Origin of the sequence: Ruania suaedae, assembly GCF_021049265.1 — a bacterium.
Taxonomy (GTDB): Bacteria; Actinomycetota; Actinomycetes; order Actinomycetales; family Beutenbergiaceae; genus Ruania; species Ruania suaedae.
Genome location: NZ_CP088018.1, coordinates 156,841 through 183,277 on the forward strand (window position 1 = coordinate 156,841; position 26,437 = coordinate 183,277).

27 protein-coding genes are annotated in these 26,437 nt (G+C 73.0%); 20 read left to right on the forward strand and 7 right to left on the reverse strand.

All coding sequences use genetic code 11. The features are described 5' to 3' along the window. The first annotated feature begins 9 nt into the window (after positions 1-9). Together LQF12_RS00725 and LQF12_RS00730 are read left to right on the forward strand one after the other, a co-directional pair. Entirely contained in the window at positions 10-1,083 is a 1,074-nt protein-coding gene (locus LQF12_RS00725; RefSeq protein WP_231054099.1) for an ABC transporter substrate-binding protein, read from the forward strand. Beyond that, positions 1,083-2,192: an adenosine deaminase family protein gene (locus LQF12_RS00730; protein WP_231054100.1), complete on the forward strand. Its 1,110-nt coding sequence runs from the start codon at positions 1,083-1,085 to the stop codon at positions 2,190-2,192. The genes LQF12_RS00725 and LQF12_RS00730 overlap by 1 nt, the downstream gene beginning before the upstream one ends. A 10-nt stretch (positions 2,193-2,202) precedes the next feature. On the opposite strand, the gene LQF12_RS00735 is transcribed toward LQF12_RS00730, so the two are convergent. Both LQF12_RS00735 and LQF12_RS00740 read right to left on the reverse strand, forming a co-directional pair. Beyond that, on the reverse strand, positions 2,203-3,231 hold the full coding sequence (locus LQF12_RS00735; protein ID WP_231054101.1) for an LLM class F420-dependent oxidoreductase: 1,029 nt from the start codon (positions 3,229-3,231) through the stop codon (positions 2,203-2,205). Positions 3,232-3,306: 75 nt separating this feature from the next. Continuing rightward, positions 3,307-4,704 (reverse strand): HNH endonuclease, encoded by a 1,398-nt coding sequence (locus LQF12_RS00740; RefSeq protein WP_231054102.1) that lies wholly within the window; start codon positions 4,702-4,704, stop codon positions 3,307-3,309. Between the two features lie 299 nt (positions 4,705-5,003). Here LQF12_RS00740 and LQF12_RS00745 point away from each other — a divergent pair, with 299 nt between their 5' ends. From LQF12_RS00745 to LQF12_RS00760, 4 genes are read left to right on the forward strand one after another with little or no spacing between them, the layout of a single operon-like run. Beyond that, on the forward strand, positions 5,004-5,939 hold the full coding sequence (locus tag LQF12_RS00745) for a dihydrodipicolinate synthase family protein (protein WP_231054103.1): 936 nt from the start codon (positions 5,004-5,006) through the stop codon (positions 5,937-5,939). A 7-nt stretch (positions 5,940-5,946) separates the two neighbouring features. Next, on the forward strand, positions 5,947-7,149 hold the full coding sequence (locus LQF12_RS00750) for an NAD(P)/FAD-dependent oxidoreductase (RefSeq protein ID WP_231054104.1): 1,203 nt from the start codon (positions 5,947-5,949) through the stop codon (positions 7,147-7,149). Then, a complete protein-coding gene (locus LQF12_RS00755) occupies positions 7,146-7,436 on the forward strand; it encodes a (2Fe-2S)-binding protein (protein WP_231054105.1) in 291 nt (96 codons plus the stop codon). Before LQF12_RS00750 ends, LQF12_RS00755 begins: the two co-directional genes overlap by 4 nt. Further along, positions 7,433-8,944 (forward strand): FAD/NAD(P)-dependent oxidoreductase, encoded by a 1,512-nt coding sequence (locus LQF12_RS00760; RefSeq protein WP_231054106.1) that lies wholly within the window; start codon positions 7,433-7,435, stop codon positions 8,942-8,944. The genes LQF12_RS00755 and LQF12_RS00760 overlap by 4 nt, the downstream gene beginning before the upstream one ends. A gap of 17 nt (positions 8,945-8,961) precedes the next feature. Here LQF12_RS00760 and LQF12_RS00765 read toward each other — a convergent pair whose 3' ends face one another. After that, the gene (locus tag LQF12_RS00765; RefSeq protein ID WP_231054107.1) at positions 8,962-9,498 is read right to left on the reverse strand and encodes a helix-turn-helix domain-containing protein; all 537 of its coding nucleotides are present in this window, start codon (positions 9,496-9,498) and stop codon (positions 8,962-8,964) included. Between the two features lie 179 nt (positions 9,499-9,677). Between LQF12_RS00765 and LQF12_RS00770 the strand changes: the two genes are divergently transcribed. Genes LQF12_RS00770 through LQF12_RS00815 form a run of 10 tightly spaced genes read left to right on the forward strand, consistent with a single transcriptional unit; the run spans position 9,678 to position 20,009 of the window. Next, positions 9,678-11,312, forward strand: coding sequence for an ABC transporter substrate-binding protein (locus tag LQF12_RS00770; protein ID WP_231054108.1), 1,635 nt, complete (start codon positions 9,678-9,680; stop codon positions 11,310-11,312). Further along, positions 11,309-12,382 carry an ABC transporter permease gene (locus LQF12_RS00775; protein WP_231054109.1) on the forward strand — a complete coding sequence of 358 codons (1,074 nt, stop codon included), beginning with the start codon at positions 11,309-11,311 and terminating at the stop codon, positions 12,380-12,382. Before LQF12_RS00770 ends, LQF12_RS00775 begins: the two co-directional genes overlap by 4 nt. After that, positions 12,379-13,305 carry an ABC transporter permease gene (locus tag LQF12_RS00780; RefSeq protein ID WP_231054110.1) on the forward strand — a complete coding sequence of 309 codons (927 nt, stop codon included), beginning with the start codon at positions 12,379-12,381 and terminating at the stop codon, positions 13,303-13,305. The genes LQF12_RS00775 and LQF12_RS00780 overlap by 4 nt, the downstream gene beginning before the upstream one ends. Continuing rightward, positions 13,302-14,366 carry an ABC transporter ATP-binding protein gene (locus LQF12_RS00785; protein ID WP_231054111.1) on the forward strand — a complete coding sequence of 355 codons (1,065 nt, stop codon included), beginning with the start codon at positions 13,302-13,304 and terminating at the stop codon, positions 14,364-14,366. Before LQF12_RS00780 ends, LQF12_RS00785 begins: the two co-directional genes overlap by 4 nt. Continuing rightward, complete coding sequence (locus LQF12_RS00790; protein WP_231054112.1) at positions 14,363-15,331, forward strand: ABC transporter ATP-binding protein; 969 nt, start codon at positions 14,363-14,365, stop codon at positions 15,329-15,331. The genes LQF12_RS00785 and LQF12_RS00790 overlap by 4 nt, the downstream gene beginning before the upstream one ends. Continuing rightward, a complete protein-coding gene (locus LQF12_RS00795) occupies positions 15,328-16,575 on the forward strand; it encodes an amidohydrolase family protein (protein WP_231054113.1) in 1,248 nt (415 codons plus the stop codon). The genes LQF12_RS00790 and LQF12_RS00795 overlap by 4 nt, the downstream gene beginning before the upstream one ends. After that, positions 16,575-16,895: a TIGR04076 family protein gene (locus tag LQF12_RS00800; protein ID WP_231054114.1), complete on the forward strand. Its 321-nt coding sequence runs from the start codon at positions 16,575-16,577 to the stop codon at positions 16,893-16,895. The genes LQF12_RS00795 and LQF12_RS00800 overlap by 1 nt, the downstream gene beginning before the upstream one ends. Continuing rightward, positions 16,892-17,899, forward strand: coding sequence for an LLM class flavin-dependent oxidoreductase (locus LQF12_RS00805; protein ID WP_231054115.1), 1,008 nt, complete (start codon positions 16,892-16,894; stop codon positions 17,897-17,899). Before LQF12_RS00800 ends, LQF12_RS00805 begins: the two co-directional genes overlap by 4 nt. A gap of 11 nt (positions 17,900-17,910) precedes the next feature. After that, positions 17,911-19,605: a DUF885 domain-containing protein gene (locus tag LQF12_RS00810; RefSeq protein ID WP_231054116.1), complete on the forward strand. Its 1,695-nt coding sequence runs from the start codon at positions 17,911-17,913 to the stop codon at positions 19,603-19,605. After that, positions 19,602-20,009: a YybH family protein gene (locus LQF12_RS00815; RefSeq protein WP_231054117.1), complete on the forward strand. Its 408-nt coding sequence runs from the start codon at positions 19,602-19,604 to the stop codon at positions 20,007-20,009. Before LQF12_RS00810 ends, LQF12_RS00815 begins: the two co-directional genes overlap by 4 nt. Before the next feature lie 20 nt (positions 20,010-20,029). Here the strand turns inward: LQF12_RS00815 and LQF12_RS00820 are convergent, their stop codons facing one another. Beyond that, the gene (locus tag LQF12_RS00820; RefSeq protein WP_231054118.1) at positions 20,030-20,947 is read right to left on the reverse strand and encodes an LLM class F420-dependent oxidoreductase; all 918 of its coding nucleotides are present in this window, start codon (positions 20,945-20,947) and stop codon (positions 20,030-20,032) included. A 50-nt stretch (positions 20,948-20,997) separates the two neighbouring features. Here LQF12_RS00820 and LQF12_RS00825 point away from each other — a divergent pair, with 50 nt between their 5' ends. Continuing rightward, positions 20,998-21,291 carry a hypothetical protein gene (locus tag LQF12_RS00825; protein WP_231054119.1) on the forward strand — a complete coding sequence of 98 codons (294 nt, stop codon included), beginning with the start codon at positions 20,998-21,000 and terminating at the stop codon, positions 21,289-21,291. A gap of 237 nt (positions 21,292-21,528) precedes the next feature. On the opposite strand, the gene LQF12_RS00830 is transcribed toward LQF12_RS00825, so the two are convergent. Then, positions 21,529-22,023 carry a hypothetical protein gene (locus LQF12_RS00830; RefSeq protein WP_231054120.1) on the reverse strand — a complete coding sequence of 165 codons (495 nt, stop codon included), beginning with the start codon at positions 22,021-22,023 and terminating at the stop codon, positions 21,529-21,531. Positions 22,024-22,135: 112 nt separating this feature from the next. Here LQF12_RS00830 and LQF12_RS00835 point away from each other — a divergent pair, with 112 nt between their 5' ends. From LQF12_RS00835 to LQF12_RS00845, 3 genes are all read left to right on the forward strand, one after another. Next, positions 22,136-22,930 carry a deoxyribonuclease IV gene (locus LQF12_RS00835; protein ID WP_231054121.1) on the forward strand — a complete coding sequence of 265 codons (795 nt, stop codon included), beginning with the start codon at positions 22,136-22,138 and terminating at the stop codon, positions 22,928-22,930. Continuing rightward, entirely contained in the window at positions 22,923-24,263 is a 1,341-nt protein-coding gene (locus tag LQF12_RS00840) for a hypothetical protein (RefSeq protein ID WP_231054122.1), read from the forward strand. The genes LQF12_RS00835 and LQF12_RS00840 overlap by 8 nt, the downstream gene beginning before the upstream one ends. A gap of 122 nt (positions 24,264-24,385) precedes the next feature. Beyond that, positions 24,386-24,844, forward strand: coding sequence for a hypothetical protein (locus tag LQF12_RS00845; RefSeq protein WP_231054123.1), 459 nt, complete (start codon positions 24,386-24,388; stop codon positions 24,842-24,844). A gap of 19 nt (positions 24,845-24,863) precedes the next feature. Here the strand turns inward: LQF12_RS00845 and LQF12_RS00850 are convergent, their stop codons facing one another. Beyond that, complete coding sequence (locus tag LQF12_RS00850) at positions 24,864-25,469, reverse strand: 2-dehydro-3-deoxy-6-phosphogalactonate aldolase (RefSeq protein WP_231054124.1); 606 nt, start codon at positions 25,467-25,469, stop codon at positions 24,864-24,866. Next, a complete protein-coding gene (locus tag LQF12_RS00855) occupies positions 25,466-26,392 on the reverse strand; it encodes a 2-dehydro-3-deoxygalactonokinase (RefSeq protein ID WP_231054125.1) in 927 nt (308 codons plus the stop codon). The genes LQF12_RS00850 and LQF12_RS00855 overlap by 4 nt, the downstream gene beginning before the upstream one ends. Positions 26,393-26,437: the final 45 nt, after the last annotated feature.

Below are 26,437 nucleotides of genomic sequence, written 5' to 3' on the forward strand. Positions count from 1 at the left end.
AGGACTCCCATGTTCACCTCCCGCAGGTCGCTGAGCGCCCTCGCCGCCGTGGCCGCCACCTCCCTGGCCGTGGCCGGCTGCTCCTCCTCCGACGACGCAGGCTCCGGCGACGACTCGGGCCCCCTGGTCGTGAGCACCTTCCCCTTCGGCGTGGAGGAGTTCACCGAGGCGGTGGTGGAGCCCTTCACCGCCGAGACCGGCATCGAGGTCGAGCTCGACACCGGGTCCAACGCCGACCGGCTCTCCCGGCTCCAGCTCGAGGGTGAGAGCACCGAGATCGACGTGATGCTCATGTCCGACACTTACGTCGCTCTCGCCGAGCAGGACGAGCTCCTCCAGCCGGTCACCGAGGCGGACGTGCCGGCACTGGCGGAGATCGCCGACTTCGCCGTCGACGAGGCCTACACCGGGCCCGCCTACAGCTATCAGCTCAACGGAATGCTCTACAACACCGACGAGCTCAGCGAGGAGGAGGCAGCGGACTGGGAGCTGTTCGCCGACTCCGCGTACGCCGGGCAGGTCGCCCTGCCGGACATCGCCGTCACCGCGGGCCAGCTGACGGTCTCCGGAGTGGCCGACGCCTACGGCTCCGGGCCCTACGACGTCGACTCCGCCTTCGAGACCATGAGCGGCTGGGCGCCGAACGTGCTGCAGTTCTACAGCTCGACCACCGAGTTCACGAACCTGCTCACCCAGGGCGAGATCGTCGGCGGGGTGGCCCTGAACGGGTTCGCCACCAACCTGATCGCCTCCGGTGAGCCGATCGGCTGGGTGCCGCCGGCCGAGGGGCGCTACATGGCCACCAACCGGGCGGTGGTGCCGGCCGGTGCGCCGAATGCCGAGGATGCCTTCACGTTCATCGAGTACCTGCTCTCGGTCGAGGCGCAGCAGTCCTCCGCCGAGATCGTCGGCGACCTGCCGGTGAACCTCACGGTGGAGATCCCCGAGGACCTGACCGCCGTGGTCGGGGACATCGCGCAGGACCCGACCGCCGCGGGCTACGCGACACTCGACCCGGCCGAGACCGTGGACAACCGCAACGAGTGGGTGGACCGTTTCGCGCGCGAGGTCGTGGGCGGCTGATGACAGCGTCCTCGCTCGATCTGGCCCGCCTGCCCAAGGCCGATCTGCACTGTCACCTGCTCGGCACGGTCCGGCCCGGCACCTTCGCCGAGCTGGCCCGCCGCGAGGGCCTGGACCTGCCGGACGCGCCGGAGCAGATCTTCGCCTCGATCAACTCGCGGCCGCCGGATCCGGAGCTGTACCGGCACACCCGGATCCCGATGCCGCAGGGGCGCAGCGGGGACGAGCCGGAGCGCTCCTACTCGCTGTTCCAGGCGTCCGGCTGGGTGCGCGAGGTGCTGCGCGGGGCCGATGACCTCACCCGCATCACCTACGAGGCCTTCGAGGCCGCCCACCGCTCAGGCACCTGGCACCTCGAGGTCTCCTTCGACATGATCCCCGAGCACCTGCGCCACCTGGGATACACCGGCTGGGTGGAGGCGCACGCCGAGGGGATCCGGATGGCCGAGCGGGACTTCGGCATGACCGGGCGGCTACTGGCCGCCATCGACCGCAGCGGCACTGGTGACGAGGCGCTCGCCTGGGTGCGCACCGTGGTCGACCACCCGCACGAGTACGTGGCCGGGATCGGGCTGGACAACCTCGAGACCGCGGGCCCGCCGGAACGCTTCGCCGATGCCTACCGGCTGGCCGGCGATGCCGGACTGAAGCGCACCGCCCACACCTCCGAGCACGTCCCGGCCGCCGTCAACGCCGTGACCTGCCTGGACGTGCTGGGCTGTGACCGCCTCGACCACGGGTACTTCGTGCTCGAGGACGACGCCGTGGTGGCGCGCATGGTGGCCGAGCAGGTGCCGTTCTCGGTGGCCTCGACCACCTCGCGCCGCTCCTGGCGGCCGTGGCGCCGGGCGTCCATCGCGGCCATGATCGAGGCCGGGATGAACGTCTACCCGTGTTCGGACGATCCGGGGATGTTCCCCACCACGGTGCTGGGTGAGTACGAGATCCTCTCCCGCGACGTGGGGGTCCCCGACGAGCGCCTGGTCCAGATGGCCCGGGCGAGCTTCGAGGCGTCCTGGTTGCCGGCGGAGCAGAAGGCGTGGGTGTGTGCTCAGTTCGACGAGACGGTGGGGGCGCTCCTGTCCCAGCAGGCCGTCTCGTCCCACTGATCGGCGACGGTCAGCGCAGGGCGGCGATCAGCGGCGCGAGCATCCGCGGGTCGGTCTGCAGGATGAGGGTGGTCACGCAGCTCGCCTCCCACCGCGCGAGCTGCGCCGCCAGGTCCGACGGCGTCCCCACCAGGGCCACGTCTGTCACCAGCTCCGTGGGGACGGCTGCCGCGGCGCCGGACCTGTCCCCGGCGAGGTACTTCGCGGTCACCTCCTCGCACACCTGCTCGTAGCCGAGCCGCGCGATCGCCTCGCGGTGGAAGTTCGTGCTCTTCGAGCCCATGCCGCCGATGTAGAGGGCCAGATGGGGGCGCACCTGATCGGCCGCCGATTCGAGGTCGGCTCCGAGCACGGCCGGAACGGCGGCGCTCACCTCGAACTCCTCGCGCGGTGAGCGGGCGCCGTCGCGCCGGGCGAACCCGGCATCGAGGTTCTCCCGGTACTCGGCGTCGAGGCGAGGGGAGACGAAGGCGGGCAACCACCCGTCGGCGATCTCGGCCGCCAGGGCCGTGTTCTTCGGGCCCTGGGCGGCCAGGTGGATGGGGAGGTCGGCCCGCAACGGGTGCACGGTGGAGCGCAGCGGCTTGCCCAGGTGTGCGCCGCCGTCGTACGGGAGGGTGACGTGGCGTCCCGACAGCGTGACGGGCGCCTCCCGGGCGAGCACCTGCCGGATGACGTCGACGTACTCGCGGGTGCGCTCCAGCGGTCGCGGATAGGGCTGGCCGTACCAGCCCTCCACCACCTGCGGCCCGGAGGCGCCGAGGCCGAGGATGAAGCGCCCACCGCTGAGGTGGTCGAGCGTGAGGGCGGTCATGGCCGTGGCCGTGGGTGCCCGCGCCGCCATCTGCGCGATTCCGGTGCCGAGCCGGACCCGGCTGGTCTGCGAGCCCCACCACGCCAGTGGCGTGAAGGCATCGGAGCCGTAGGACTCGGCGGTCCAGACCGAGTCCAGGCCGAGCTCGTCGGCGGTGCGGACAGCCTCGGCCGCACCCGCCGGCGGGCCGGCTGACCAGTAACCGGTGTGGAATCCGAAGCGCATCGCCTCATCCTCGCACCCGGCGCCCGCGTGTGCCCGTGACTGCCCGTGACTGCGTGGGGCACCCTCGGCGAGCGGCTACTCCCTGGCGGCGACGAGTCGTTCGCAGGGTGGCGGATGGTGGGACGTCACGGGATGGCCGCCGGGACGAGCGACGTGCCAGTGATCGCGATGTCGGGTGAGGGTGAGCTCGCGTTGATGGACCACCTGGTGGTGGTGCCAGCACAGCAGCACGCCATTGGTGGTGCTGGTGGAGCCACCCCGGGACCACCAGGTGGGGTGGTGGATCTCGCCCCAGCCCGGTGGTGCGGTGCAGGAGGGGAACTGGCAGTGCCGGTCGCGGGCCCAGATCGCCTTGGTCTGGGCGGCGGTGTGCAGCCGGGCGGCCCGTCCCACGTTCAGGGGCTGGTTGTCGGAGCCGAAGACGATGCGGGTGAACTCCGCGTCACAGGCAAGGGTCGCGAGCTGGGCGTGGCTGATCGGGGTGCCGTCGGCGAGGGTGGCGGGTTCGGCGCCGGCCAGGCGGTCGTGGTCCAACCCGGCCGGGATCCGCGGGGTGGTCGGATCGGCCGCTTCAGCCCGCGGGGGTGTCGTCACCAGCTGGTGCAGGGTGTCTCCCGAGACGTGGACGAGCAGGTGCGGGCGCACCCGGGCACCGGGCTGGAAACCGCCACTGTCCAGGGCATACCGCGCGAGGGCGACCAGGGCGTGGGCGTTGCGCTGGGACGGCGTGCGGTCGTCATCGGCAGCGGGGACGCCCGTGACGGCGTCGAAGGCACGGTCGACGATCTGCCCGCTGGCGTGGTCCAGCCAGCCATCGATCCGGTACCCGCCGGTGGTGGCGGAGCGGAACAGGTGCTCCTTGTCGGAGTCCTCCCGCCAGTTCCGGTCGGCGGCGTGCGGATCCGCGCGGACGGCCCAGGTCTTGACGAGCCGGATGAAGGAGTCGGCATCGAGCCGGGCTGCGTGTTCCAGGAGGAACTTCTCGCCGATCTCATCATCGGTGAGACGCTCCCGCAGCACGGGGGAGGTGGTGGCGTGCCGAGCCAGGGCGGCGGCGTGGTCACCGGTGATCGTTCCCGCAGCCCACGCGGCGGAGGTCGCGGGGAGATGATCGCGCAGGGTCCGCGCCAGGTGCACCTGGGTGCGCGCCCTGCCGCCGTGGCCGCCGGTGGTGCCGGCCCACCAGGAGGCCATCGTGCGGGCACCGCTGACCGCCCAGGACCCGTCGGCCTCGGCTGCCGTCATGGTGGTCGCGGTGAGGGCGTCGAGCCGGCGGCGGGCCTGTTCCACGCCGTCGACCACCTCGGGCAGCACCGCTGAGGGCAGCGCGTGGAGATCCATGCCGAGCACGTCGTCCAGCAGGGCGGTGACGACGGCGAGCGTGCCGGGGGCGTCCGTCTCGGCCAGGCGCTCGCGAAGCACGTCCCGCACGGCGTCGACCGGGCGGGTGTCCACGTGGTTCGTGGTCCTCATGACGGCCTCCTCGCGCTGTGGTGCGTCCTTCTCGCTGGCTCCGAGTCTAGAACATGTGTTCGTCGCTGGCAAGACATTTCGTTGGAATAGCAACGAAAAGTCGGCCTAGGGGTTGTGGACAGAGGTGCATCGGGGAGCGTCCTGTGGATACAGAGACATCCCGGCGTCACGTCATGGGCGCCAGGACCGAGATGTTCACTCACACTGACTCTCGTGTGATGGAACTGTAGGCTGCGACAGCAGGCGACCGCGATGACGACATCCGCGCCACGGTCGCGTCGACGTCTCCCTGGAGGGTCATGGACCGCCACAGCATCGAGTGGACCGGCTACATCCCGGCCATCACCACGCCCTTCACCCGCGACGGCGCGCTCGACCTCGAGGCCCTCGGTGCCCAGATCGGCTGGATGCGCGAGCAGCGTCTGCACGGCATCATCCTCGCCGGCACCAGTGGCGAGTGGTTCTCGATGTCCGCCGCCGAGCGCGCCGCGCTGTTCACCGAGGGTGCACGGGCGGCCGACGGCTCCCTGTGGGTGATCGGCGCGTGCAACGCCTTCACTGCCGAGGAGGCGATCACCCACGCCCACGCCGCCGAACGGGCCGGCCTGGACGGCATCCTGCTCACCCCGCCGCCCTATCTGGTGCCGAGCCGAGCCGAGATCGTGCAGTTCTACCGCGACGTCAGTGACGCCACCGACCTCCCGCTGTGCGTCTACAACTGGCCGCGGGGGTGCGTGGTGGACATGGGGACCGACCTCCTCGCTGAGCTCGCCACGATCGAGAACGTGGTGGCGATCAAGAACTCCACCGGGAACGCTGCCCAGTTCCTCGAGAGCATGTACGCCCTCGAGGGCTCGGTCCGGTACTTCGGCCTGCCCACCAGCGAGCTCGGTGCCGACCTGGCGCTGCTGGGCCACGGGGACGGATTGATGGGCTCCGGCGCCCCACTCGGCGCGGACCACTCCGACTACTGGCGCGCGATCGCGGCCGGGGACCGGGAGCGCGCCGTCGCCCTCGGGGCTCGCGACCGGGTGGTGATGCAGCGCTGGTTCCAGCCAGACTACGGCGCCCGGTTCGGCAACCAGCAGGCGATCATGAAGACCGCCCTGCGCCTGCAGGGGGTGCCTGCCGGCTACGTGCGCCGCCCGCTGCTGGAACTGACCGGCGACGAGGTGCAGATCGTCGCCGACACCCTGCGCGACCTCGGCATCGACACCCGCCCACCGGTGGGCTGAGGCGGCGATGAGCGAACGCCACGACGTCGTCGTGATCGGGGGTGGCCTGCTGGGATGCACGCTGGCCTGGATGCTCGCCCGGGACGGCGTCTCGGTGCTGCTGGCCGAGCGCGATCAGCTCAATGCGCACGCCTCCGGCCAGAACGCCGGCAGTCTGCACTTCCAGCTCGAGTACCGCATGATCGCCGACGGCCTCGAGGCAGCGCGCACCGCGGCCGAGGCGATGCCGCTGCACCTGGCCGCCGCCGAGCTGTGGTCGCACCTGAGTGCAGAGCTCGGCGAGGACCTCGGCGTCGCCCAGCACGGCGGTCTGATGCTGGCCGAGAACGCGGAGCAGGCGCGCCTGCTGGAGACCAAGGCGGAGATCGAGCGGTCCTGGGGCCTGGACGTCACACTCCTCGATGCAGCCGAGGTCCGCGAGATGGCGCCCTACCTCTCCGAGGAGGTCGTCGCAGCCTCCTTCTGCCCGATCGAGGGCAAGGCCGACACCCGCATCGCCGCGCCCGCCTTCGCCCGGGGCGCCGCCCGCCACGGCGCGCAGATCCACAGCCGCACCGAGGTGGTCGGCCTGGCGCGCTCCGGCGGCCGATGGTCGGTCGAGCTGGAGGAAGCCCACGCCGGACGGCGCACCGTGCTCGCCGACGCCGTCGTGCTGGCGGCCGGGGTGTGGACCGAGGGCGTCGGTGACCTACTGCAGGCGCGCCTGCCCACCATCCCGATGGCGCTGACCATGACGGCGACCACCGCCCAGCCCGCCCGGATCCCGCACCTGGTCCAGCACGCCGGGCGCCGCCTCTCGCTCAAGCAGGCCACGAGCGGGAACGTGCTCATCGGCGGCGGGTGGCCGGCGCGCCTGCTCACCGACTCCCGCGGCCGCCCCGACTTCACCCGGAGGCCGGAGCTGGTCGGAGCCTCCGTGGCCGGCAACCTGGCCGCCGCGGTGCGGGCCGTCCCGTCGCTGGCGGGCGTCTCGGCGCTGCGCACCTGGGTGGGCACCACCACCGTCACCCCCGACCAGCTGCCGCTGGTCGGGCCCGTCCCGGGTAGCCCCGGCGCCTACGTCGCCACCGGCGGATCGGCCTTCACCCTCGGACCGAGCTTCGCGCGGGTGATCGCCGACCTGGTCCAGCACCGCCGTCCTGCCCACGACCTGAGCCCCTACGACCCGGCTCGTTTCGCGCCGGCCGCCCCGCTGGAGAGGACACGATGAGGTCCGCACGCGCCTTCCGCCGCACCCCCGCCCGCCGGGGGCCGGACGTCGAGATCACCCTCGACGGCGCCCCCGTGACCGCTCACGAGGGGGAGACCCTGGCCGCGGCGCTGCTGGCGGCCGGGGTGACCCAGTTCCGCCGGACGCCCAGCGGGCAGCCGCGCTCGCCGCTGTGCCACATGGGGACCTGCTTCGAATGCGTGCTCACCGTGGACGGGCGGGCACTCACCCGCTCCTGCCTGACGGCGGTGCAGGACGGGATGCGCGCCACCCGGGAGGCCACGTGAGTGCCGCCCCGGTCGCCGTCGTGGGAGCCGGGCCGGCAGGCCTGGCCGCCGCGGATGTGCTCGCCCGGCACAACCTGCCCGTGCTGCTCGTCGACGAGCAGCCGCAGCCCGGCGGGCAGATCTTCCGCCAGCCGCCGGCGGCGTTCACCGGGGCCGAGGCCACCTACACCGCCGGCTACGCCTGGGGCCGCGCCCTGGTGCGGACCCCGGAGCACCCCGCGATCGACTTTGCGGGATCGACCACCGCGCTCGGCGTGCTCCGCGATCCCGACACCGCCAGCCCCGCCGACACCGACGGCCCCGCCACCTCCGGCACCCCCGCCCCTCGACTGCGGCTCGCCCTGCGCGGCCCGGACGGCGTGCGCAGCGAGCCGGTCTCGGCACTGCTGATCGCCACAGGCGCCTATGACATGCCGGTCCCGATGCCGGGCTGGACTCTCCCCGGCGTGCTCATGGCCGGCGCCGCCCAGGCGCTGGCGAAGAGCCAGCGGATGGTCCCGCCCGGGCCGATCGTGCTCTGCGGCGCGCATCCACTGCTCCTGGTGGCGGCCGAACAGCTCCTCCGCGCCGGCGCCGAGATCACCGAGCTGGTGCTCGCCCGCGGCCTCCCGGGGCCGGGGGAGGCGATCCGGGCACTGCCCGCCGTCCCGGGCCACGCGGCCATGCTCGCCGAGCTCGGGGCGAGCCTGGCGCGGCTGGTCCGCGCGGGCGTGCGCGTCAGCCTCGGCCAGGCGGTCACCGCCGCCCACGGCACGGACCACGTCGAGGCGGTGGAGGTGACCCGGCTCGACTCCGCGGGGCGACCCCGCGGGCGCTCGCGGACGGTCCCGGCCACCACCCTCGTGCTCGGCTACGGCTTCCAGCCCTCCACCGAGCTGGCCCGCCAGGCCCGCGCGACGATGCGCTGGGACCGCCGCGGGGGTGGCTGGACCGTCCAGCACGACGGCGACCAGCGCACCACGGCCGCGGGGGTGTACGCGGCGGGCGAGCCGACCGGCGTCACCGGCGCGGAGCAGGCGCGCGCGGAGGGCGCGCTGGCCGGTCTGGCCGTCCTCGCCGATCTCACCGGGCGCGCGGACCCGGCAGCCTGGCGCGACGCTCGCCACAGCCTCGCCCGGGCGCGGCGGTTCTCCGCCGTCGTCCAGCGCATGTTCGCACCGCGCGAGCCGTTGTTGGCGGCGCTGGCCACCGCCGAGACGGTGCTGTGCCGGTGCGAGGAGGTCACCCACGGTGAGCTGGCCGCCACGCTCGCCGCGAATCCGCAGATGTCGACCGTCAGCGCCGTCAAGCTGGAGTGCCGCGCCGGGATGGGCCCGTGTCAGGGCCGCTACTGCGAGGCCGCCGTCACCCGGATGCTGCGGACCGCCCGCGGCGCCTCCGCGCAGGAGGCGGGCTACACCGCGGCGCACCTGCCGATCAAGCCGGTGGCCCTGGGTGAGCTCGCGGCGCTCGCGAGCAGCGAGCCCCCGCCGGCCGAGCCGCCGGCCGCCCCGGGAGCGGGGTCATGAGGCTCCGGCGCTGCCCGTCAGGGTGTGGGAGGGGTGACGGCGAGGATCAGCTGAGCACGCGTCTCGGAGCGATTCGCGAACAGGTGGGGCAGGCGGGAGTCGAAGGTGATCGACTCCCCGGCCCGCACCTCGTGGTCCGAGCCGTCCACGGTCGCCACGATCTGCCCGGCGATCACGTAGACGCACTCCGTGGACACGTGCCCCCACGGCTCGACCGCGCTCACATCCCCCGGCGCGAGGTCGGCGTGCAGCACCTCCAGGTCGCCCCGGCCGGGCGTGAGGCGTTCATAGGTGATACGACCCGCCGGGGCCTGCATCCGGAACCGCTCACCCGGGCGGGAGATGTGCACCGCCGGGGCGTCCGGCTCCCGGAAGAGATCGGCGAGGTCGGAGTCGAACACCTTGGCCAGCCGCCGCAGCGTCTCCACACTGGGGTCGGTCTTGCCGTTCTCGATCTGACTGAGCAACGCGGCGGAGAGCCCCGTCGCCTCCGCGAGGGCGCGCAGGGTCAGCTGGCGGGCGCGGCGCAGCTCGCGCAGCCGGTCACCGATCACGGCACTCCCCTTTGTTTCATTTCGATGAACTTGTTCAATGATGCTATACACAGTGCTGTGACCATGGTCTCATGTTCACTCAGTGGAGCCCATGGTCACCCGACACCCGCCAGGTGACACTGCGCTCGACCCCTCACCCGACCTCGTGGCCCCCGCCACGGCAAGAGATGGAGACCCCCATGGGAGTGCGTTCCTCACGCAGTCGCATCGTCGCGGCCGTGGCCACTGCCGCCGCCCTCACCCTCACCGCCTGCACCGCCGGAGGTAGCGGCAGCGGCGGGGGAGGTGGCGCGGCCACCGACGACGACGGCGGGTCCGCCCAGGGCGGGACGCTCACCGTCAGCACGTCGTTCGTGGTGAACAGCCTGGACCCGGGTCAGGTCTACGAGGCCACCGGCGCGCTGGCCGTGCACGCCATGTACGACACCCTCGTCACCTTCGAGGGCTCGGATGTGTCCACGCCGGTGCCGCTGCTGGCCGAGTCCTGGGAGGTCAACGACGACGCCACCGAGTTCACCTTCACCCTCACCGAGGACGCGGTCTTCTCCGACGGCGAGCCCGTCACCGCCGAGGACGTCGTCTTCAGCATCAACCGGCTGCACAACCTGCAGGGCTCGCCCGCGGTGACGGTCGAGGGCCTGGCCGCCAGCTCCCCCGAGGAGGGGGTCGTGGTGGTGACCAGCGAGGTGCCGAACCCGAACGTGCCGACCATCCTGGCGATGCCCGCCGCCGGCGTCCTGAACTCCGAGCAGGCCTCGGCCGAGGGCGCCACCGATGCCGAGGACGCCGCCAGCGCCGACGCCGCCACCGACTTCCTCAACACCACCTCGCTGGGATCGGGCCCGTACGTGCTGGACTCCTTCGACCCCGCCTCGGAGATCGTGCTCACCGCCAACCCCGAGTACTGGGGCGAGGCGCCCGGGTACGAGCGCATCGTGGTCAGCAACGTCGAGGCCGAGACGCAGAAGCTGACGATGGCGCGCGCCGAGGGCGATCAGGTCGCCCTGGACCTCTCCGGCCGGCTGCTCGAGGACCTGCCCGAGACCCTGCAGGTCTCCGCCAGCCAGGACACCTTCTACTTCCTCACCCTGCACCAGGACCCGGCGATCTCGGAGATCACCTCCAACCCGGACTTCGTCCAGGCCCTGCGCGCCTCGATCGACTACCAGGGCCTCGCGGCGTTGTTCGGCGAGGACGCCCTGCCGGCCGCCGGGATGGTCCCCACCGCGTTCCCGGGTGCGCTGCCCGAGGACGAGGCCCAGCAGCGTGACCTGGACGCCGCGGCCGACTTCCTCGCCGACTCCGGTATCGAGGACCCGACGGTGGAACTGATGTACCCCGCCATCACCTACCGCGGCGTGGACCTGGCCACGATCGCCACCAAGATCCAGTTCGACGCCGGTGAGGCGGGGATCGAGGTCGTGCTGGACCCCCAGCCGATCGCCTCCTTCCTCGAGGCCCAGACTGCGGGCGAGGTGCCCTTCCGGTTCAGCCCGCAGTCGCTGAACTACCCGGTGGCCTCCTCGCTGGTGAACAACTTCGCCCCGGGTCAGGCCAGTGCGCTGCGCTCGGGCTGGACCGAGGAGCGGGCCAGCGAGGAGATGGTCGCGGCCGGCGAGGCTGTCCAGGCCGCCGGTGACGCCGAGAGCCAGGTCGAGGCGATGCGCGAGTGGCAGGAGCTGCTGAACGAGCAGAGCCCGTTCATCACCCTCGCCTACAACTCCGGTGTGGTCGTCGCCACCGAGACCGTCGGCGGAGCCGAGTACTCCCCGGCCGGCTGGCAGGTGGATCTGCGGGCCGTGGCGCCGCAGTGACGACCACCCTCACCGCACAGCCGCAGCGCAGCAGGTGGCGCGTCCAGGGCTACGCCCTGGCCGCCTACCTGCTGCGCCGCCTGGTGATCACCGCGGTGCTGCTGCTCGGGGTCACGCTGGTGACGTTCATCCTGGTCCAGCTCGTCCCCGGCGACTCCATGACCGCGACCCTGTCGGAGGCCGCGCTCGCCGACCCCGAGATCGTGGCCGCCTACCGGCAACGCTGGGGCCTGGACGAACCGCTGTACGTGCAGTACTTCGTCTACCTCGGCAACCTGCTCGGCGGTGACCTGGGCGTCTCGCAGCAGACCGGTCGCTCGGTGCTGCAGGACCTGCTCACCTACGTCCCGGCCACGATGGAGATCGCCCTGCCGGCGATGGCCCTGTCGCTGGTGATCGGGGTGGCGGTCGGCCTGTACGCCGCGGTGCGGCACGGCCGGGCCGGTGACCAGGTGGTGCGGGCCGGCACCCTGCTGGGACTGTCGACCCCGCCGTTCTGGCTCTCGCTGCTGGTGCTCTACGTCTTCTTCTTCGTCCTGGGCGTCTCGCCCTCGGGCGGGCGGCTGAGCACCTACTGGGTGCCGCCGGACCAGGTCACCGGGCTGGTCAGCGTCGATGCGCTGCTCGCGGGGGAGCCGGCGATGGCGTGGGACGCCGTCCAGCACGCGGTCCTGCCCGTGCTCGTGCTCACCGTCCTGACGGTGGCCACCCTGGTGCGGTTCGTGCGCTCGGCGATGCTCGAGGTGCTCGACCAGGACTACATCCGCGCCGCCCGCGCCAAGGGCCTGCCCCGTCGGACCGTGCTGGCCTCGCACGTGCTGCGCGCCGGACTCGTCCCGGTGATCACGGTCAGCGGCCTCGCGTTCGCCGCCCTCCTGTCCGGCACGGTGCTGGTGGAGCAGATCTTCTCCTGGCCGGGCGTGGGCCAGTACGCCTATCGCGCGGCCAGCGCCCTCGACATGCCGGCCATCCTCGGCGTGAGCCTGTTCGTGGCCGTCGTCTACACGGTGGTCAACCTCGTGGTCGACCTGCTCTACGGGTTGATCGACCCCAGGATCCGGGTCGCATGAGCATCGAGTCACGGACCGACGAGAACGCCGTCCGCGCCGATCCACGCGTCGAACGCACCCTGGGCCGGCGCCGCTGGGTGCGCCGCCTGCACCTGAGTCAGGTGCACGCCACCTGGCGCCAGCCCTCGGTGATCGGTGCCGCAGTCATCCTGCTCGCCTGGGTGCTCGCCGCGCTGCTGGCCCCGCTGATCGCCGGCCAGGACCCGGTCGCGCAATCAGCCGACCTGTACGAGCCCCCCTCGGGCGCGCACTGGTTCGGCACCGACGAGCTGGGCCGGGACGTCTTCTCCCGCGTGATCCACGGTGCCCGCCTGTCACTGCCGCTGGCCGTCATTATCGTCGCCTGCGCGCTGGCGATCGGCGGGCTGCTCGGGCTGCTCGCCGGCTATCTGGGCCGCGGCTTCGACGAGGTGATCATGCGCGTGACCGACCTGGTGTTCGCCTTCCCGCAGATCATCCTCGCGATGGCGGTCGCGGCGGCCTTCGGACCGAGCACCCGTAACGCGGTGCTCGCCCTCGTCATCGTCTCCTGGCCGGTCTACGCCCGGGTGATCCGCTCGGCCGTGCTCAGCATCCGTTCCTCGGACTTTCTCTCCGCCTCCCGGCTGCTGGGGGTGGGCCCATGGCAGGCCCTACGCAAGGACGTCATCCCCAACAGCGTCGGCCCCGCCGTCGTGCTGGCCACGCTCGAGCTCGGCAACGCGGTGCTGATGCTGGCCGCGCTCTCCTTCCTCGGGCTCGGCCCGCGCCCGCCTGCGCCCGAGTGGGGCGCGATGATCGCCGCCGGGTCGAAGGACCTGCAGATCTGGTGGGTCAGCGTGTTCCCCGGTCTGGCGATCCTGACCGTGGTGCTCGCGTTCAACATCATCGGCGATGCGCTGCGTGACCGCCTGGACCCGCGCTACGCGAAGGGACTGTCATGACCAGCCTGCTCGAGGTCACCCGACTCGGCGTCCGGCTGCCGGGCGAGGTGCCCGTCATCCACGACGCCACCCTGCGCGTGGACGAGGGGGAGATCGTCGGGGTGGCCGGGGAGAGCGGGTCCGGCAAGTCGATGACTGCCTCCGCGCTGCTCGGGCTGCTCCCCCCGGGAGCGCGGACCTCGGGCCGTGCCGTGCTGCACGGGATGCGCGAGGGCTCCGGCACCCGGGACGTGAACCTCCTCGATCTGGACGAGGCCGGCTGGAACCGGGTGCGCGGCACCGAGATCGCCATGGTCTTCCAGGACGCGACCGCCTCCCTGCACCCGATGCTCAGCATCGGCCGGCAGCTGACCGAGCACATGCGGGTGCACCTGGGCACCGACCGCAAGACTGCCCGCGCACGCGCCGTGGACCTGCTCGACCGGGTGCGCATCCCCGATCCCGAGCGCGCCCTGAAGGCCTACCCGCACCAGTTCTCCGGTGGGATGCGCCAGCGCGTGGCGATCGCCAGCGCGCTCGCCTGCCACCCGCGGCTACTCATCGCGGACGAGCCCACCACGGCCCTGGACGTGACGGTCCAGGCGGGGATCCTGCGGCTGCTGGACGAACTGCGGACCGAGACCGGTCTGTCGGTGCTGTTCGTCACCCACGACCTCGGCGTGCTGGCCGCCCTGACCGCCCGGTCCTACGTGTTCTACGCCGGCCGCGTGATGGAGACCGGTGCCACGCCCGCGCTGGTGACCGCACCCCGCCATCCCTACACCTCGGCGCTGCTGGGCGCCCGCCCGCACGCGGACGACTCCTGGGGCAGCGAGGGCAGCGAGGGCAGCGAGGGCAGCGAGGGCAGCGAGGGCAGCGAGGGCACTGCCCGGCGTGAGCTGCGCTCCATCCCCGGTATCCCGGTCACGCCCGCCACCGCGCCGGCCGGGTGCCCGTTCGCCCCCCGGTGCGTGCACGCCGTCGAGGAGTGCACGACGGCGGTGCCCGCCCTCACCGAGGCCGTGCCCGGCCACGAGGTGGCCTGCGTGGTCCGCCCGGACCTGACGGGAGCGCGCTCATGACGGCGCCGGGAGTGACCCCCAGGGCAGCGGCGCTGGAGGTCACCGACCTGGAGGTGACCTTCCACAGCCGCGGACGCGGCAGGGTGCACGCGGTCGACGGCGTGAGCCTGAGCGTCGCCCGCGGGGAGGTGGTCGGCCTGGTGGGGGAGTCCGGCTGCGGGAAGTCCTCCCTCGCCCGGGCGGTGGTCGGTCTGGAGCGTGTCAGCGGCGGGGCCGTGCGGCTGGACGGCTCCCCGGTACAGCCGGTGGGCTGGCGCACGCGCTCGGACGTGCGCGTGCAGATGGTGTTCCAGAACCCGTACTCCTCGCTGAACCCGCGCCGCACCATCGGCTCCCAGATCCGCGACGGCATCCCGGCGGCCGCGGGCGACCCGGCCGCCGAGGTGGCGGACCTGCTGACGCGGGTGGGCCTGCCGGCCGAGGCGGCCGAACGCTACCCGCACCAGTTCTCCGGCGGGCAGCGTCAGCGGGTGGCCATCGCCCGCGCCCTGGCCCCGCGGCCGGAGATCCTCATCGCCGATGAACCGGTGACGGCGCTGGACGCCTCCGCGCAGGCGCAGATCGTCACCCTGCTCACCTCGCTGGTGCGCGACCTGGACGTGGGCATGCTGTTCATCTCCCACGACCTGGCGCTGGTGCGCCAGATCGCCGACCGGACGGCGGTGATGTATCTCGGCCGGATCGTCGAGGACGGGCCCACCGACGCCGTCTGGCGCTCGCCCGCCCACCCCTACACCGGCGCCCTGGTGGAGGCCATCCCCCGGATCAGCACCGAGGCGACACTGCCGGCTGCGCTCGCCGGGGAGGTGCCCGACGCCGCGCACGTGCCCACCGGGTGCCGGTTCCGGCCCCGGTGCGCGGCCGCGATGGACCTCTGCACCGACGAGCCCCCGGTGGTGCGCCTGGGTGAACGCAGCACCGCCTGCTGGTTGCACGTCGAGACGAACGAGAGGCAGGACGCATGAACGCCACCGCATCCCGGACCGTGCTGACCGGAGCGAGGCTGTGGGACGGCACGTCCCCGGCCACGCTCACCGGCCAGACGATCGTCATCGGCGCCGACGGGCGGATCGAGTCGGTCGGGCCGGACGCCACTGCCCCCGCACCGGGTGAGGACACCGTGGTGGACCTGGGCGGCGCCGTCGTGATCCCCGGCCTGGTGAACATGCACGTGCACCTGGGCCTGGGCCTGCCCGGGCCCATGCAGGACGCCCTGCACGGCGCCGATGACGCCCAGCTGGTGCTGCTGATGGCCGGCAACGCGCGGCAGGTGCTGCACGCCGGGGTGACCACGGTGCGCCTGGTGGGTGAGACGCGCTACGCGGACATGTCGCTGCGCACCGCGATCAACCACCGTGCCGTGGACGGTCCGCGGATCTTCACCGCCGGGCACGCGCTGTGCTGCACCGGCGGGCACGGGCACGACTCCGACGGGATGGAGGCCGACGGCGCGGACGGGTTCACGCGCGCCACCCGCGCCCAGCTGCGGGCCGGCGCGGACCTGATCAAGGTGTGCATCTCCGGCGGCATCGCGGGCGAGCACGAGTCGATCGACACCCCGCAGCTCACCGACGAGGAGATGGCGGCGGTGCTGCGCACCGCGCACGACTGGGGACGCAAGGTCACCGCGCATGCCGGCCCTGCGCCGGTGATCACCCGGGCGGTCGAGCTCGGCCTGGACTGCGTGGAGCACGGTTATGAGCTCACCCCCGAGCTGTGCGCGCTGATGGCCGAGCGGGGCGTCAGCTACGTGCCGACCATCACCGTGAGCCGTTGCGAGGAGTTCTTCCGCGCCAACCAGGTGCCGCAGTGGATGATGGAGCGGGCGCTCGCCGCCGGGCCGCGCCACTGGGAGAGCCTGCAGCACGCGATCGCCGCCGGGGTGGAGATCATCATGGGCTCGGACATGCCGCCGCAGGCCGCCTTCGAGGGCACCACCGCCACCGTGCGGGAGATCGAGTTCATGGTCGAGGCGGGGATGAGCCCGCACGCCGCGATGGTCGCCTCCACCAGCGCCGGTGCGGCGTGGCTGGGGCAGGCCGGGCAGTTCGGCGGGCTCGTCCCCGGCGCGTGGGCGGACCTGCTCGTGCTCGACGACGACCCGCTCACCGACATCTCGGCGCTGCGGTCGATGCACGCGGTGGTCCAGTCCGGCCGGCCGGTGCGCGATGACCGGGGGATGCTGCACCCGTTGACCAGGAGGGTCTGATGGCCGAGCGACGCACCGAGCTGCACGACCTGCGGGTGGTGGTGGACCGGATCGAGGGGCGCTCGGTGTGCGGGATGGCCCCCGGCGATGCCTTCGAGGTGACGTGCTCCAGCCGGCTCTCGCTGCCCGAGGGTGGCCACTTCTGCCTGTACGCCCTCTCGGCGGTGCTGCCGCTCTTGCCCGCGGCCCAGCGTGCGGTGGACCCGGGTGACTGGCTCGCCACCGACAACGAGGTGGCCTGCCCCGATCCGGAGGAGCGGCTGATCATGCGCATCGAGCGCACCGGCCGCACCAGCATTCCCACCGAGGAGCTCACGTGAGCGCGACCCTGACCATCGCCCTGCAGTCCGACAAGCGGGCCACCGAGTACGCCCGGCAGGCGCGGGCGGTCGAGGCGCACGGGTTCGACGGCCTGTCCGTCTACTCCGACCTCGGCTTCCAGCCGCCGATGGCGCCGCTGATGGTGGCGGCCGACGTCACCGAGAAGCTGCGCTTGGGCCCCTCCTGCCTCAACCCGTTCCTGCTGCACCCGGTCGAGATCGCCGGGCAGATCGCGGCCCTGGACGAGGCCTCCGGCGGACGCGCCTATCTCGGCCTGGCGCGCGGCTCCTGGTTGGAGCAGGTCGGCGTGCGCCAGCATCGTCCGCTCGCGCACCTGGAGGACACCATCGAGATCGTGCGCCGGCTGCTCGCCGGGGACGAGAGCGGCTACACCGGCCGGGTCTTCGCACTCGAGCCCGGCTTCCGGCTGCACTACACGCCCGAGCGTGCGGAGGTGGACGTGCTGCTGGGCGTCTGGGGGCCGCGCGGGGCGGCGCTGGCCGGTCGGCTGGCCGACGAGGTCAAGATCGGCGGCTGTGCCAACCCCGACATGGTGGCCCGGATGCGCACCTGGCTGGACGAGGCCTCCGTGGCCGCCGGGCGCGGCGCCGGAACGGTGGACGTGTGCGCCGGGGCCGTGACCGTGGTCGATGACGACGGCGACGTCGCCCGCGGGCTCGCCCGCCGCGAGGTGGCCATGTACGTGGACGTGGTGGCCGCCCTGGACCCGACCGTGCACGTGGAGGAGGAGCTGCTGGCCCGGCTGCGGGTGCTGCTCGCCGAGGGCCGCCCGGACGATGCGGGTGCGCTGCTCAGTGACGACCTGCTCGACGCCTTCGCCTTCGCGGGCACCCCCGCCCAGCTGGTCGAGCACACGCTGCGGCTGGTCGAGGCCGGAGCCGGTCGGGTGGAGTTCGGCACCCCGCACGGCCTGACCGGCACCGGCGGCATCGGCCTGCTCGGCTCGGCCGTGCTGCCGGCCGTCCGGGCGGCCCTGGCATGAACGGCTCCGGCATGAGCGCGCACACGAGCACCGCGCGCGCTGTCCGGGCAGTCGCCGACGACTATCTGCAGGCGCGCTCGGCTGTCGACCCCGAGACCGCCGCCGCCCTCGGCCACGAGCCCGACCTGGTCATCGGGGACCTCTCGCCGGAGGGTTTCGCGCAGCGCCACGCCGCCGATCAGCAGGCGCTGGCGGCGCTCACGCGGCTCACCGGCGAGCACCCCTCCGCCGCCGCCGACCCGCTCGCCGCGGCGCTGGCCGAGCGGCTGCGCAGCGACATCGCCCTCGACGAGGTCGGCTTCACCCGCCGGCTGCTCGCCCCGCTGGCCACACCCGTGCACCAGGTCCGGCAGGCCTTCGACGACCTGCCGCGCACCGGCGAGGCCGACTGGCAGCGCGTGGCGCGCCACCTCGAGCACGTCCCGACGGCGCTGGCCCGGTTCCGCCGGACCCTCACCGAGCAGGCCGAGGCCGGAAATGTCGTCGCCCGCCGGCAGGTCCTCGCGGTGGCCGAGCAGTGCCGGCTCTGGGTCTCCCAGGGCTACTACCCGGGCGTCGTCTCCGGCTATGACGGCGACGGGGCGACGGCGGCCGCCCTCGCCCGCGGTGCGGCCCTGGCCACCGAGGCCACCACCGACTTCGCGCAGTACCTCGGCGCCACCCTCGCCGAACACGCCCCGGCAGCGGACGCCGTCGGGCGGGACGTGTACACCTGCACCAGCCAGGCGTTCCTCGGCGCCCAGGTCGATCCCGACGAGCTCTACGAGTTCGGGTGGGAGCTGATCGAGCAGCTGCGCTCGCGGGCTCGCGAGCTCGCCACCGAGATCACCGGAGCCCCCGACGTGGCGGCCGCCGTGGCCGCCCTCGACGCCGACGCCTCCGGGCGGGTGGCAGTGGGTGAGGAACTGCGCACGTGGCTGCAGGGCCGCATCGACGAGACGATGACCGCGGTCGACGGGGTGCTGGTGGACGTGCCCGCCCGCACGCGGCCGGTGGAGGCGATGCTCACGACGGCGGCCTCCGGGGTCATGTACTACACCGCACCCGACGCCGGCCTCACCCGCCCGGGGCGGGTCTGGTGGACGGTGCCGGCCGGGACCGAGAGCGTGGCCATCTGGCACGAGGTGAGCACGGTCCACCACGAGGGAGTGCCCGGCCATCACCTGCAGCACGCCGTCACCTACGCCCTGACCGACCTGCACCCGTGGCAGCGGCTGCTGTGCCAGGTGCACGGCTACGCCGAGGGATGGGCCCACTACGCCGAGGAGCTGGCCGGTGATCTCGGGCTGCTGCGCACCCCGGGGGAGGAGCTCGGCATGGTCTTCGCCCGGCTGTGGCGCGCCTGCCGGATCGTCATCGACATCGGCCTGCACCTGGACAAGCCCGTGCCCCCCGGGGCGCCCGGTCTGCCGGCGGGGGCGAGGCGGTGGACCCCGGAGCTGGGCGCGCAGATGTTGCAGCAGGTCGCCCAGGTGGATCCGGTCACCGCCGGCTTCGAGGTCGACCGCTACCTCGGCTGGCCCGGGCAGGCGCTCGCGTTCTCCGTGGGCGCGCGGCTGTGGCGCCAGACCCGGCAGGCCGTGGCCGAGCAGGCCGGCGCCGGGTTCGACCTGCTGGACTTCCACACCACCGCGCTGCGGCTGGGCCCGATGGGGCTCGACCCGCTGCGCACCGCCCTGACCACGACCTTCGAGGAGCGACGATGACCGAGCAGACCGCGAGCGGCACCGCAGACCCCGAGGAGGTCGCCGAGACCATCCGGGCGCTCTACCGCGCGCTGGGGGACCGGGCGGCGTTCGACGCGACCCTGGATCCGGCGATCACCATCTGGGAGTCGGATGCGCCGACGCTGATCGAGGGCCTCGCCGGGCTGGATGAGCTACGCGACGCGCGGGCCGAGCGGGGCGGGGCCGGCCCGCGGCCGCTGTGGGTGCGCCCCGAGGACCTCCGGGTGCAGCGATGGGACTCGACGGCGGTGGCGCACTTCGTGCTGCGCGCCCACCACGAGTCCGCCGCGGACGAGACGTTCCGGGTGACCGATGTGCTGCGCCGCGGCGAGGACCGGTGGCGGATCGTGCACCACCACGCCGAGCGCTTCCCGGCCGTCTGAGGGCCGTCTCAGGACCGGCCTCAGAGCTGGGGCGCAACCTCCCGGGCGATGAGGTCCAGGTGGTCCAGATCGGACAGGTCCAGGATCTGCAGGTAGGTGCGCTGCACGCCCATCTCGGCGAGCCGGGCCAGCCGGTCGGCCACCTCGCTGACGGTGCCGGCCACGCCGGTCTCGCGCAGTTCGGCGGGTTCGCGGCCGATGGCGGCTGCTCGCTTGGTGAACTCGGCCTCGTCGGTGCCCACGCAGGCGACCAGGGCTACTGAGTAGGTGATCTCGGCCGGGTCGCGCTCGATGTCCCGGCAGGCGGCGCGCACCCGCTCGAATCCGGACTCGATCTGGTCCAGTGGCGCGAAGCCGAGGTTGAAGTCGGCGGCGTAGCGGGCAGCGAGCGCCGGGGTGCGCCTCTTGCCCTGGCCGCCGACGACGATCGGCACCGGCGACTGCACGGGCTTGGGTAGGGCGGGGGAGTCGGTGAGGCGGTAGTGGTCGCCGTCGTAGGAGAACGTCTCCCCGACCGGGGTCTGCCAGAGGCCGGTGATCACGGCCAGCTGCTCGGTGAGGATCCCGAACCGCTTGTCGGGGAAGGGGATGCCGTAGGCGGCATGCTCCTGGGCGTACCAACCGGTGCCGAGGCCGAGCTCGACCCGCCCGCCGGACATCGCATCGACCTGTGCGACCTGGATCGCCAGCAGCGCGGGATGGCGGAAGGTGGCGGAGGAGACCAGGGTGCCGAGCCGGATCCTCGACGTCTCCCGGGCCAGGCCACCGAGCGTCACCCACGAGTCGGTGGGGCCGGGCAGCCCGTCGGTGCCCATGGCGAGGAAGTGGTCGGAACGGAAGTAGGCGTCGAAGCCGAGATCCTCGGTGGCCTGGGCGACCGCGAGCTGATCGTCGTAGGTGGCGCCCTGCTGGGGTTCGGTGAAGATGCGCAGCTGCATGGGTGCCAGCCTGCCACGTCGCCGGCGCTTGACGGTGGTGGGATCCTTCGATGGTGAGCGAGAGTGGAGCAGGGGTGCCGCGGCCGGCTCGCGTCGACGCCGGCGCGGTGCCCGGCGAGCCTGCCGGGCTGAGGTACTGGTGGGAGGGCGTGAAGCTGCGGCGCTGGGAGTACCTCCTGCGCGGGCTCATCGTCCTCGCCGTGATCATCGCCGTCGTGGCGCTCGACGCCTCGCCCTGGGTGGGCCTGGTCGCCGTCGTGATCGGGGCCCTCGCCGAGACCGCCGTCATGCTCTGGCGACGTCGTCGCAGAAAAACCCTGGCGCCGGGCTCCTCACCGTCGTAGCGTGGTGCGCACACGGGAAAGGAGGTGGTCCAAGAAGTGAATGTTCTTAGGACGCGTGAGGTGACTGTCCGCTAGTCGCCCGTCAATGACACGGACGGACCGCCGTCTCGTGGCGCACGTGCGCTGGCGAGACCACGGCAGTCACCGGGAGCCCGCGGGGCCACAGTTCGTCCATGTGGCACTCGGCACCAGCCGAGACCCGCGGGCTTCGTCATGCCCGGGGAAGGTAGCCCGGCGTCAGAACGCTCCGGCCAGCCCCGCGATCACCGTGGCGATCACGATGACCCCGATCGTCACGGCGAAGGTGATCCCGAAGATCTTCCAGAAGCTCCAGACCTTCGTGGGCACGCCGTAGGTCGCGAGCCGGTCGGTCCACCAGATGTGCGGAGGGATGCCCTCGGCAGCCACCCGCTGGTTGTACTGCTCCACCGACTCGTGCGCCAGCGGTGTGGGGTGGGCGGCGCCCAGGTCCAGCCGCACCTTCGACGTGGCCGTCTTGAGAGTCAGGTAGGACTGCGCGGCGCCGATGTTGGGCATGTACGTCGCCTTGGTGATCTCCTGCGGCCGCACGCTCAGCACCAGGTCCTTGTCCCCGAGCGGGGAGCGGTCGATGACCTGGATCTGGTCGTCGGCAGTCCACACGAGCCGCGCGGGCGTCGTCTGGAAGACGGTGGCGCCGGTGCTGCGGTCGAGGTTCAGGCTGACGGTGCGGGCCGGGCCGGGCATGGACAAGGGAGCCTCCTGGATCGGTGCGACAGCGCTGAGACTAGCGCGTGCGGGCGGTCCGCTGCGTCGCGTGACCTCGGGAGTCGCGGCGTCGGAGGTGAGCGCTAGTCTCGGCACCATGGCAGTACTCGGAGCGCACGTGGACCAGGCCGACCCGATCGCGGCGGCGACAGCGCGCGGGGCGCAGCTCGCGCAGATCTTCATCGGTGACCCGCAGGCGTTCAAGGGGCACGCCGTCGGCTATCCGGACGGCCCGGCGGCGCTCAAGCAGGCGGCGCAGGAGGCCGGTATCACCCTCGTGGTGCACGCCCCCTACGTCATCAACGTCGCCACCACGAACAACCGGATCCGGATCCCGAGCCGGAAGATGCTGCAGCAGCAGGTGAGTCTGGCGGCCGAGATCGGCGCGATCGGGGTGGTCGTGCACGGGGGCCATGTGCTCGCCTCCGACGACGACGCGGCCGGCTTCGACAACTGGCGCAAGTGCGTGGACCGGCTCGAGGCCGAGGTGCCGATCTTCATCGAGAACACCGCCGGCGGGGACAAGGCGATGGCCCGCGGTGTGGAGAAGGTCGCCCGGCTGTGGGACGCCATCGGCGGGGCCGAGGGCGGTGACCAGGTGGGCTTCTGCCTCGACACCTGCCACGCCTATGCCGGCGGGGAAGAGCTCGCCGGCCTCGTGGACCGGGTCAGGGCCGTCACCGGGCGCATCGACCTCGTCCACGCCAACGACAGCCGCGACGCCTTCAACTCCGGGGCCGACCGCCACGCCAACCTGGGCCAGGGGTCACTGCCCGGGGACGACCTCGTGGAGCTCGTCCGCCAGGCCGGTGCGCCCGTGGTGGTCGAGACACCGGGCGGGGCAGCCGAGCACACGGCCGACCTGGACTGGTTGCGCGAACGCCTTGGCTGAGCAGACCCACGGGCAGCCGGCGGGGCAGGACGTCAGGCACGCTGAGGGCAGACCCGCCACGCCGGACTCGCACTGGTACGAGCATCCGCTCGGCGGGGTCGCTCAGCTCGCGACGGCGGTGCGCTCCACCCTGCTCCCGGTGGCTGCCGGGTGCGGGGTGATGTTCCTCGCGATCGTGGTGCTGGGGCTCGCGATGGAGGAGGGCGCGCTCATCGAGGACTACGAGCTCCGCCAGGGGCTGGACGCGTGGGCGCGGATGGCGGTCGGCATCGTGACGGCCGCAGCAGCCGCCGCCGGCCTGCTCGCAGGCGTGGCCGACGCGGCCATGCATCTGGCCGGGGCGCGCGGGCTTGCGCGGGCCGGCGAATCCGAGGACGCCACCGATCGGGTCCCGGTACCGGCGCAGTGGCGCCTGCTCGAGGGCACGGTGGGCAGTGCCCTGGTCGTGTTCCTCGCGTGGACGCTCGGACTCGGCGCCATCGCCGTGGTGATGTTCGTGGTGGTCGCCTTCGAGGATGCCGACGATCCGGTCGGTTGGATCGCCGCCGGCGTGGCCGTCGGGGTCTGCCTGGCGTCGTGGTCGGGCATCGTCCTGGTCCGCCGCGTGCTCCGGCCCGCGCACGCCCGGGCAGCCGAACGAGCCCGTGCCGCCTGGCCGCGCCCGGCGCGCGACCGCGCCTTCGGGCGTGCGGCACGGATCACGGGCGCGGGCGGCACGCAGCAGCAGCGCTCCGGGCCTGAGCGGGTGGGGCACTGGCTCAGCCGGGTCGGCGGGGTCCTGCTGGCCGTGGTGGGCGCGCTCGTCATGCTCGGGATCAGCGTGCGCCAGCCGGGTGGCAGGTTCGGTGAGCCCGTGTCCTATGACGAGGGGGTGGAGTCGGCGATGGACGGCCTCTTCACGGTGATCGTGGTGCTCGGGGTGTGCGGTGGTCTGCTCACCCTCGGCGGACTGCTCGTCGGTGCCCTGGCTCGTACCGCCGAGCGCGCCACGGTGCACGCCGCCGTGGCCGACCCGCTCGCCGATCGGCCCGATCCGGCGCTCCTGGCTCGCCACAGCGCACCGACCTCGCTCGACGTGGCCGAGCTGCTGGCCGGTCTGGGCGGAGCCGGGTTGGTCGCCGCGATCTCGGCGGGCATCGTCGCAGCCGGGGGCTCGGTGCCGTTCGCCGGGACCGAGCCGCTCGTCCGGCTGGTGCTGTGGTGCTCGCTCGCGGCGCTGGGGTTCGCGCTGGTGGCCCAGCTGCTCGAGCGGGTCCTGGGCCGGGGCTCGCGCAACCGGGTGCTCCGGCGCTGGCCGGTACGGGTGCCGGCGAAGCCGAAAGCCGGACGCTGAGAGTTACCGCTCGAGCCTGTCCGCGCTGCGCCAAAGAACTGGCAGGACGGCGCCGCGTCCCCAGCCTGCCCAGCCATGTCGCGACGGTCCCCTAGCCTCGAACGAGCGGGAGAGGGGACGCGATGGCGGCCAGGTACCAGGCCGATGAGTGGACGGTGGAAGGCTGGGATCCACCGCCCGCGCGCCGGCGACCTCGACTGCCCACCGGCGCCGCGGCATGGGCAGCGGCCAGTTGCCTGCTGCTGGCGGCAGGTGTGGTGGCCGGCGTCTGGTTACGGCCCGCCGTCCTGGCAGACGGTGCCGGCGAGCAGTACCACTGGTACTCGGCCGACGAGGATGCCCACGCCAGTTGGACCTGGACCGACACCTCCGACCCGCCCGGCGAGGGGACGATCGCAGCCATCGGAGACGCGCTATGGGTGGCCGAGCTCGCCACGAACTGGGTCTGCCGGTGGGCCACCGACGACGATGTCGTCTCGGGCGGCATGGCACTGGGGGATTCGACAGTGCACTGCAGCAGCGAGGACTGCGCGCACGGCGGCTGCACGAACAGCACGGTGCTGGTGGGAGCTCGGTACTGAGGGTCGGCGAGGGTCCTCACTAGCTCCTGGCCGTGCACTCCTCCCAGGCGTGAGCCAGCGCCCGCGCTCGCGTGCGCAGCTCGCCGAGCTCCACCCCCGGGGTGAACAGCGAGGAGCCGATCCCGAAGCCGGTGGCGCCGGCCTGCACCCACTCGGCCATCTGCTGCGCACCGACGCCGCCCACCGGGATCAGTTCGACCGGCGGCAGCACTGCCAGCCAGGCCTTCATCCCGGCCGACCCCACCTGCTGGGCCGGGAACAGCTTCAGCGCCTGCGCACCGGCCTCAATCGCGGTGAACGCCTCCGAGACGGTAGCCACGCCCGGGTAGCTGGCCAGGCCTGCCGCCACGGTCGCCTCGATCACCGCGGCGTTGGTGTTCGGGGAGACCACGAGCTGACCGCCGGCCTCGCGCACGGAGGCGACCTGCGCCGTCGTGAGCACGGTGCCGGCGCCCACCAGGGCGTCCTGGGGCAGGGCGGATCGCAGGATCTCGATACTGCGCAGCGGCTCCGGCGAGTTCAGCGGCACCTCCAGGGTGCGAAAGCCGCTCTCGTAGAGCACGGCGCCCACCTCGGCCGCGTCAGTGGGCTCGAGCCCGCGCAGGATCGCGATCAGACCGCTCATGAGGTTTCTCCTTCGATCAGGCCGGCGCGCCGGGCCAGGTGCAGCAGGGCGTCCGCCGTCACCTCTGCCGGTGCGGACTCACACGGCAGGTCCGCCACGGCGAGGGCCCGCCGGTAGCGCTCGGTCAGGTCGGCCGAGGCGACCACCGAGACCGACTCGGGGGCGTGTTCGAGCCAGTGCAGCGCCCCGGCGATCTCGCTGCCGATCAGCACGCCCGAGAGCTCCTCGCGCACCTGCTCGGCCGGTACCTGCTCGAGCAGCGCGCGGGCGCGCACCCCGAACGCGAGCGCGGCCGCGCCCAGGCCCGCACCGGCCAGCCCGTGCTCGACACCGGACGCGAACGCCGCCCAGTCCACCGGTTGCGCCGTCGGTGGCCCCACCACCTGGGCGAGGGTGCCGTGGGTGGTCAGCAGCGCGAACAGCTCCCCGGTCATCGCGGTGTGGAAGTCGATGAGCGTACCTCCGGCCAGCGAGGCCCACTTGGTGTGGGTGCCCGGCAGCGCCACCACGCCATCGCGATAGCCCGCCAGCACCAGACCCAGCAGCTGGGTCTCCTCGCCGCGCATCACCCCGCCCCGGGTGGACACCCCGGGCACCAGGTGCACCGGGCCCCACGGGCCCGCGACCTCCGTCAGCGTCGCGCCCTCGAGCAGGTCCACCGGCGTGGGTAGGTAGGGGACCTCCCGCCAGCCCTTCGCGCTGCCGACCATCCCGCAGGCGATCACCGCCGGCCGGGCAGCCGCCCACTCGCCGGCGAGCCGGTCGAGCGTGATCGCGTAGGCGCTCGGTTCCTGGCCGACGGTGAGGATGCCCTCCTGTGAGCTCCGCGAGCCGAGCACGGTCCCGTCCTCGGCCAGTGCGGTCAGGCGGACCGAGCTGGTCCCCCAGTCGAGTGCGAGCAGCGCGGCGTCCACGCCTCCCACTCAACCGCGTCCGGGCGCCGGTGTCGAACCGTGGGCGGGGCAGTC

What these genes read in the sequence shown, in the direction of transcription:
- LQF12_RS00725 (WP_231054099.1), top strand. Translation starts at nt 10, where the DNA reads ATGTTCACCTCCCGCAGGTCGCTGAGCGCCCTCGCCGCCGTGGCCGCC.
- LQF12_RS00730 (WP_231054100.1), top strand. Translation starts at nt 1,083, where the DNA reads ATGACAGCGTCCTCGCTCGATCTGGCCCGCCTGCCCAAGGCCGATCTG.
- LQF12_RS00735 (WP_231054101.1), bottom strand. Translation starts at nt 3,231, where the DNA reads ATGCGCTTCGGATTCCACACCGGTTACTGGTCAGCCGGCCCGCCGGCG.
- LQF12_RS00740 (WP_231054102.1), bottom strand. Translation starts at nt 4,704, where the DNA reads ATGAGGACCACGAACCACGTGGACACCCGCCCGGTCGACGCCGTGCGG.
- LQF12_RS00745 (WP_231054103.1), top strand. Translation starts at nt 5,004, where the DNA reads ATGGACCGCCACAGCATCGAGTGGACCGGCTACATCCCGGCCATCACC.
- LQF12_RS00750 (WP_231054104.1), top strand. Translation starts at nt 5,947, where the DNA reads ATGAGCGAACGCCACGACGTCGTCGTGATCGGGGGTGGCCTGCTGGGA.
- LQF12_RS00755 (WP_231054105.1), top strand. Translation starts at nt 7,146, where the DNA reads ATGAGGTCCGCACGCGCCTTCCGCCGCACCCCCGCCCGCCGGGGGCCG.
- LQF12_RS00770 (WP_231054108.1), top strand. Translation starts at nt 9,678, where the DNA reads ATGGGAGTGCGTTCCTCACGCAGTCGCATCGTCGCGGCCGTGGCCACT.
- LQF12_RS00780 (WP_231054110.1), top strand. Translation starts at nt 12,379, where the DNA reads ATGAGCATCGAGTCACGGACCGACGAGAACGCCGTCCGCGCCGATCCA.
- LQF12_RS00785 (WP_231054111.1), top strand. Translation starts at nt 13,302, where the DNA reads ATGACCAGCCTGCTCGAGGTCACCCGACTCGGCGTCCGGCTGCCGGGC.
- LQF12_RS00790 (WP_231054112.1), top strand. Translation starts at nt 14,363, where the DNA reads ATGACGGCGCCGGGAGTGACCCCCAGGGCAGCGGCGCTGGAGGTCACC.
- LQF12_RS00795 (WP_231054113.1), top strand. Translation starts at nt 15,328, where the DNA reads ATGAACGCCACCGCATCCCGGACCGTGCTGACCGGAGCGAGGCTGTGG.
- LQF12_RS00800 (WP_231054114.1), top strand. Translation starts at nt 16,575, where the DNA reads ATGGCCGAGCGACGCACCGAGCTGCACGACCTGCGGGTGGTGGTGGAC.
- LQF12_RS00810 (WP_231054116.1), top strand. Translation starts at nt 17,911, where the DNA reads ATGAGCGCGCACACGAGCACCGCGCGCGCTGTCCGGGCAGTCGCCGAC.
- LQF12_RS00815 (WP_231054117.1), top strand. Translation starts at nt 19,602, where the DNA reads ATGACCGAGCAGACCGCGAGCGGCACCGCAGACCCCGAGGAGGTCGCC.
- LQF12_RS00820 (WP_231054118.1), bottom strand. Translation starts at nt 20,947, where the DNA reads ATGCAGCTGCGCATCTTCACCGAACCCCAGCAGGGCGCCACCTACGAC.
- LQF12_RS00825 (WP_231054119.1), top strand. Translation starts at nt 20,998, where the DNA reads ATGGTGAGCGAGAGTGGAGCAGGGGTGCCGCGGCCGGCTCGCGTCGAC.
- LQF12_RS00835 (WP_231054121.1), top strand. Translation starts at nt 22,136, where the DNA reads ATGGCAGTACTCGGAGCGCACGTGGACCAGGCCGACCCGATCGCGGCG.
- LQF12_RS00845 (WP_231054123.1), top strand. Translation starts at nt 24,386, where the DNA reads ATGGCGGCCAGGTACCAGGCCGATGAGTGGACGGTGGAAGGCTGGGAT.
- LQF12_RS00850 (WP_231054124.1), bottom strand. Translation starts at nt 25,469, where the DNA reads ATGAGCGGTCTGATCGCGATCCTGCGCGGGCTCGAGCCCACTGACGCG.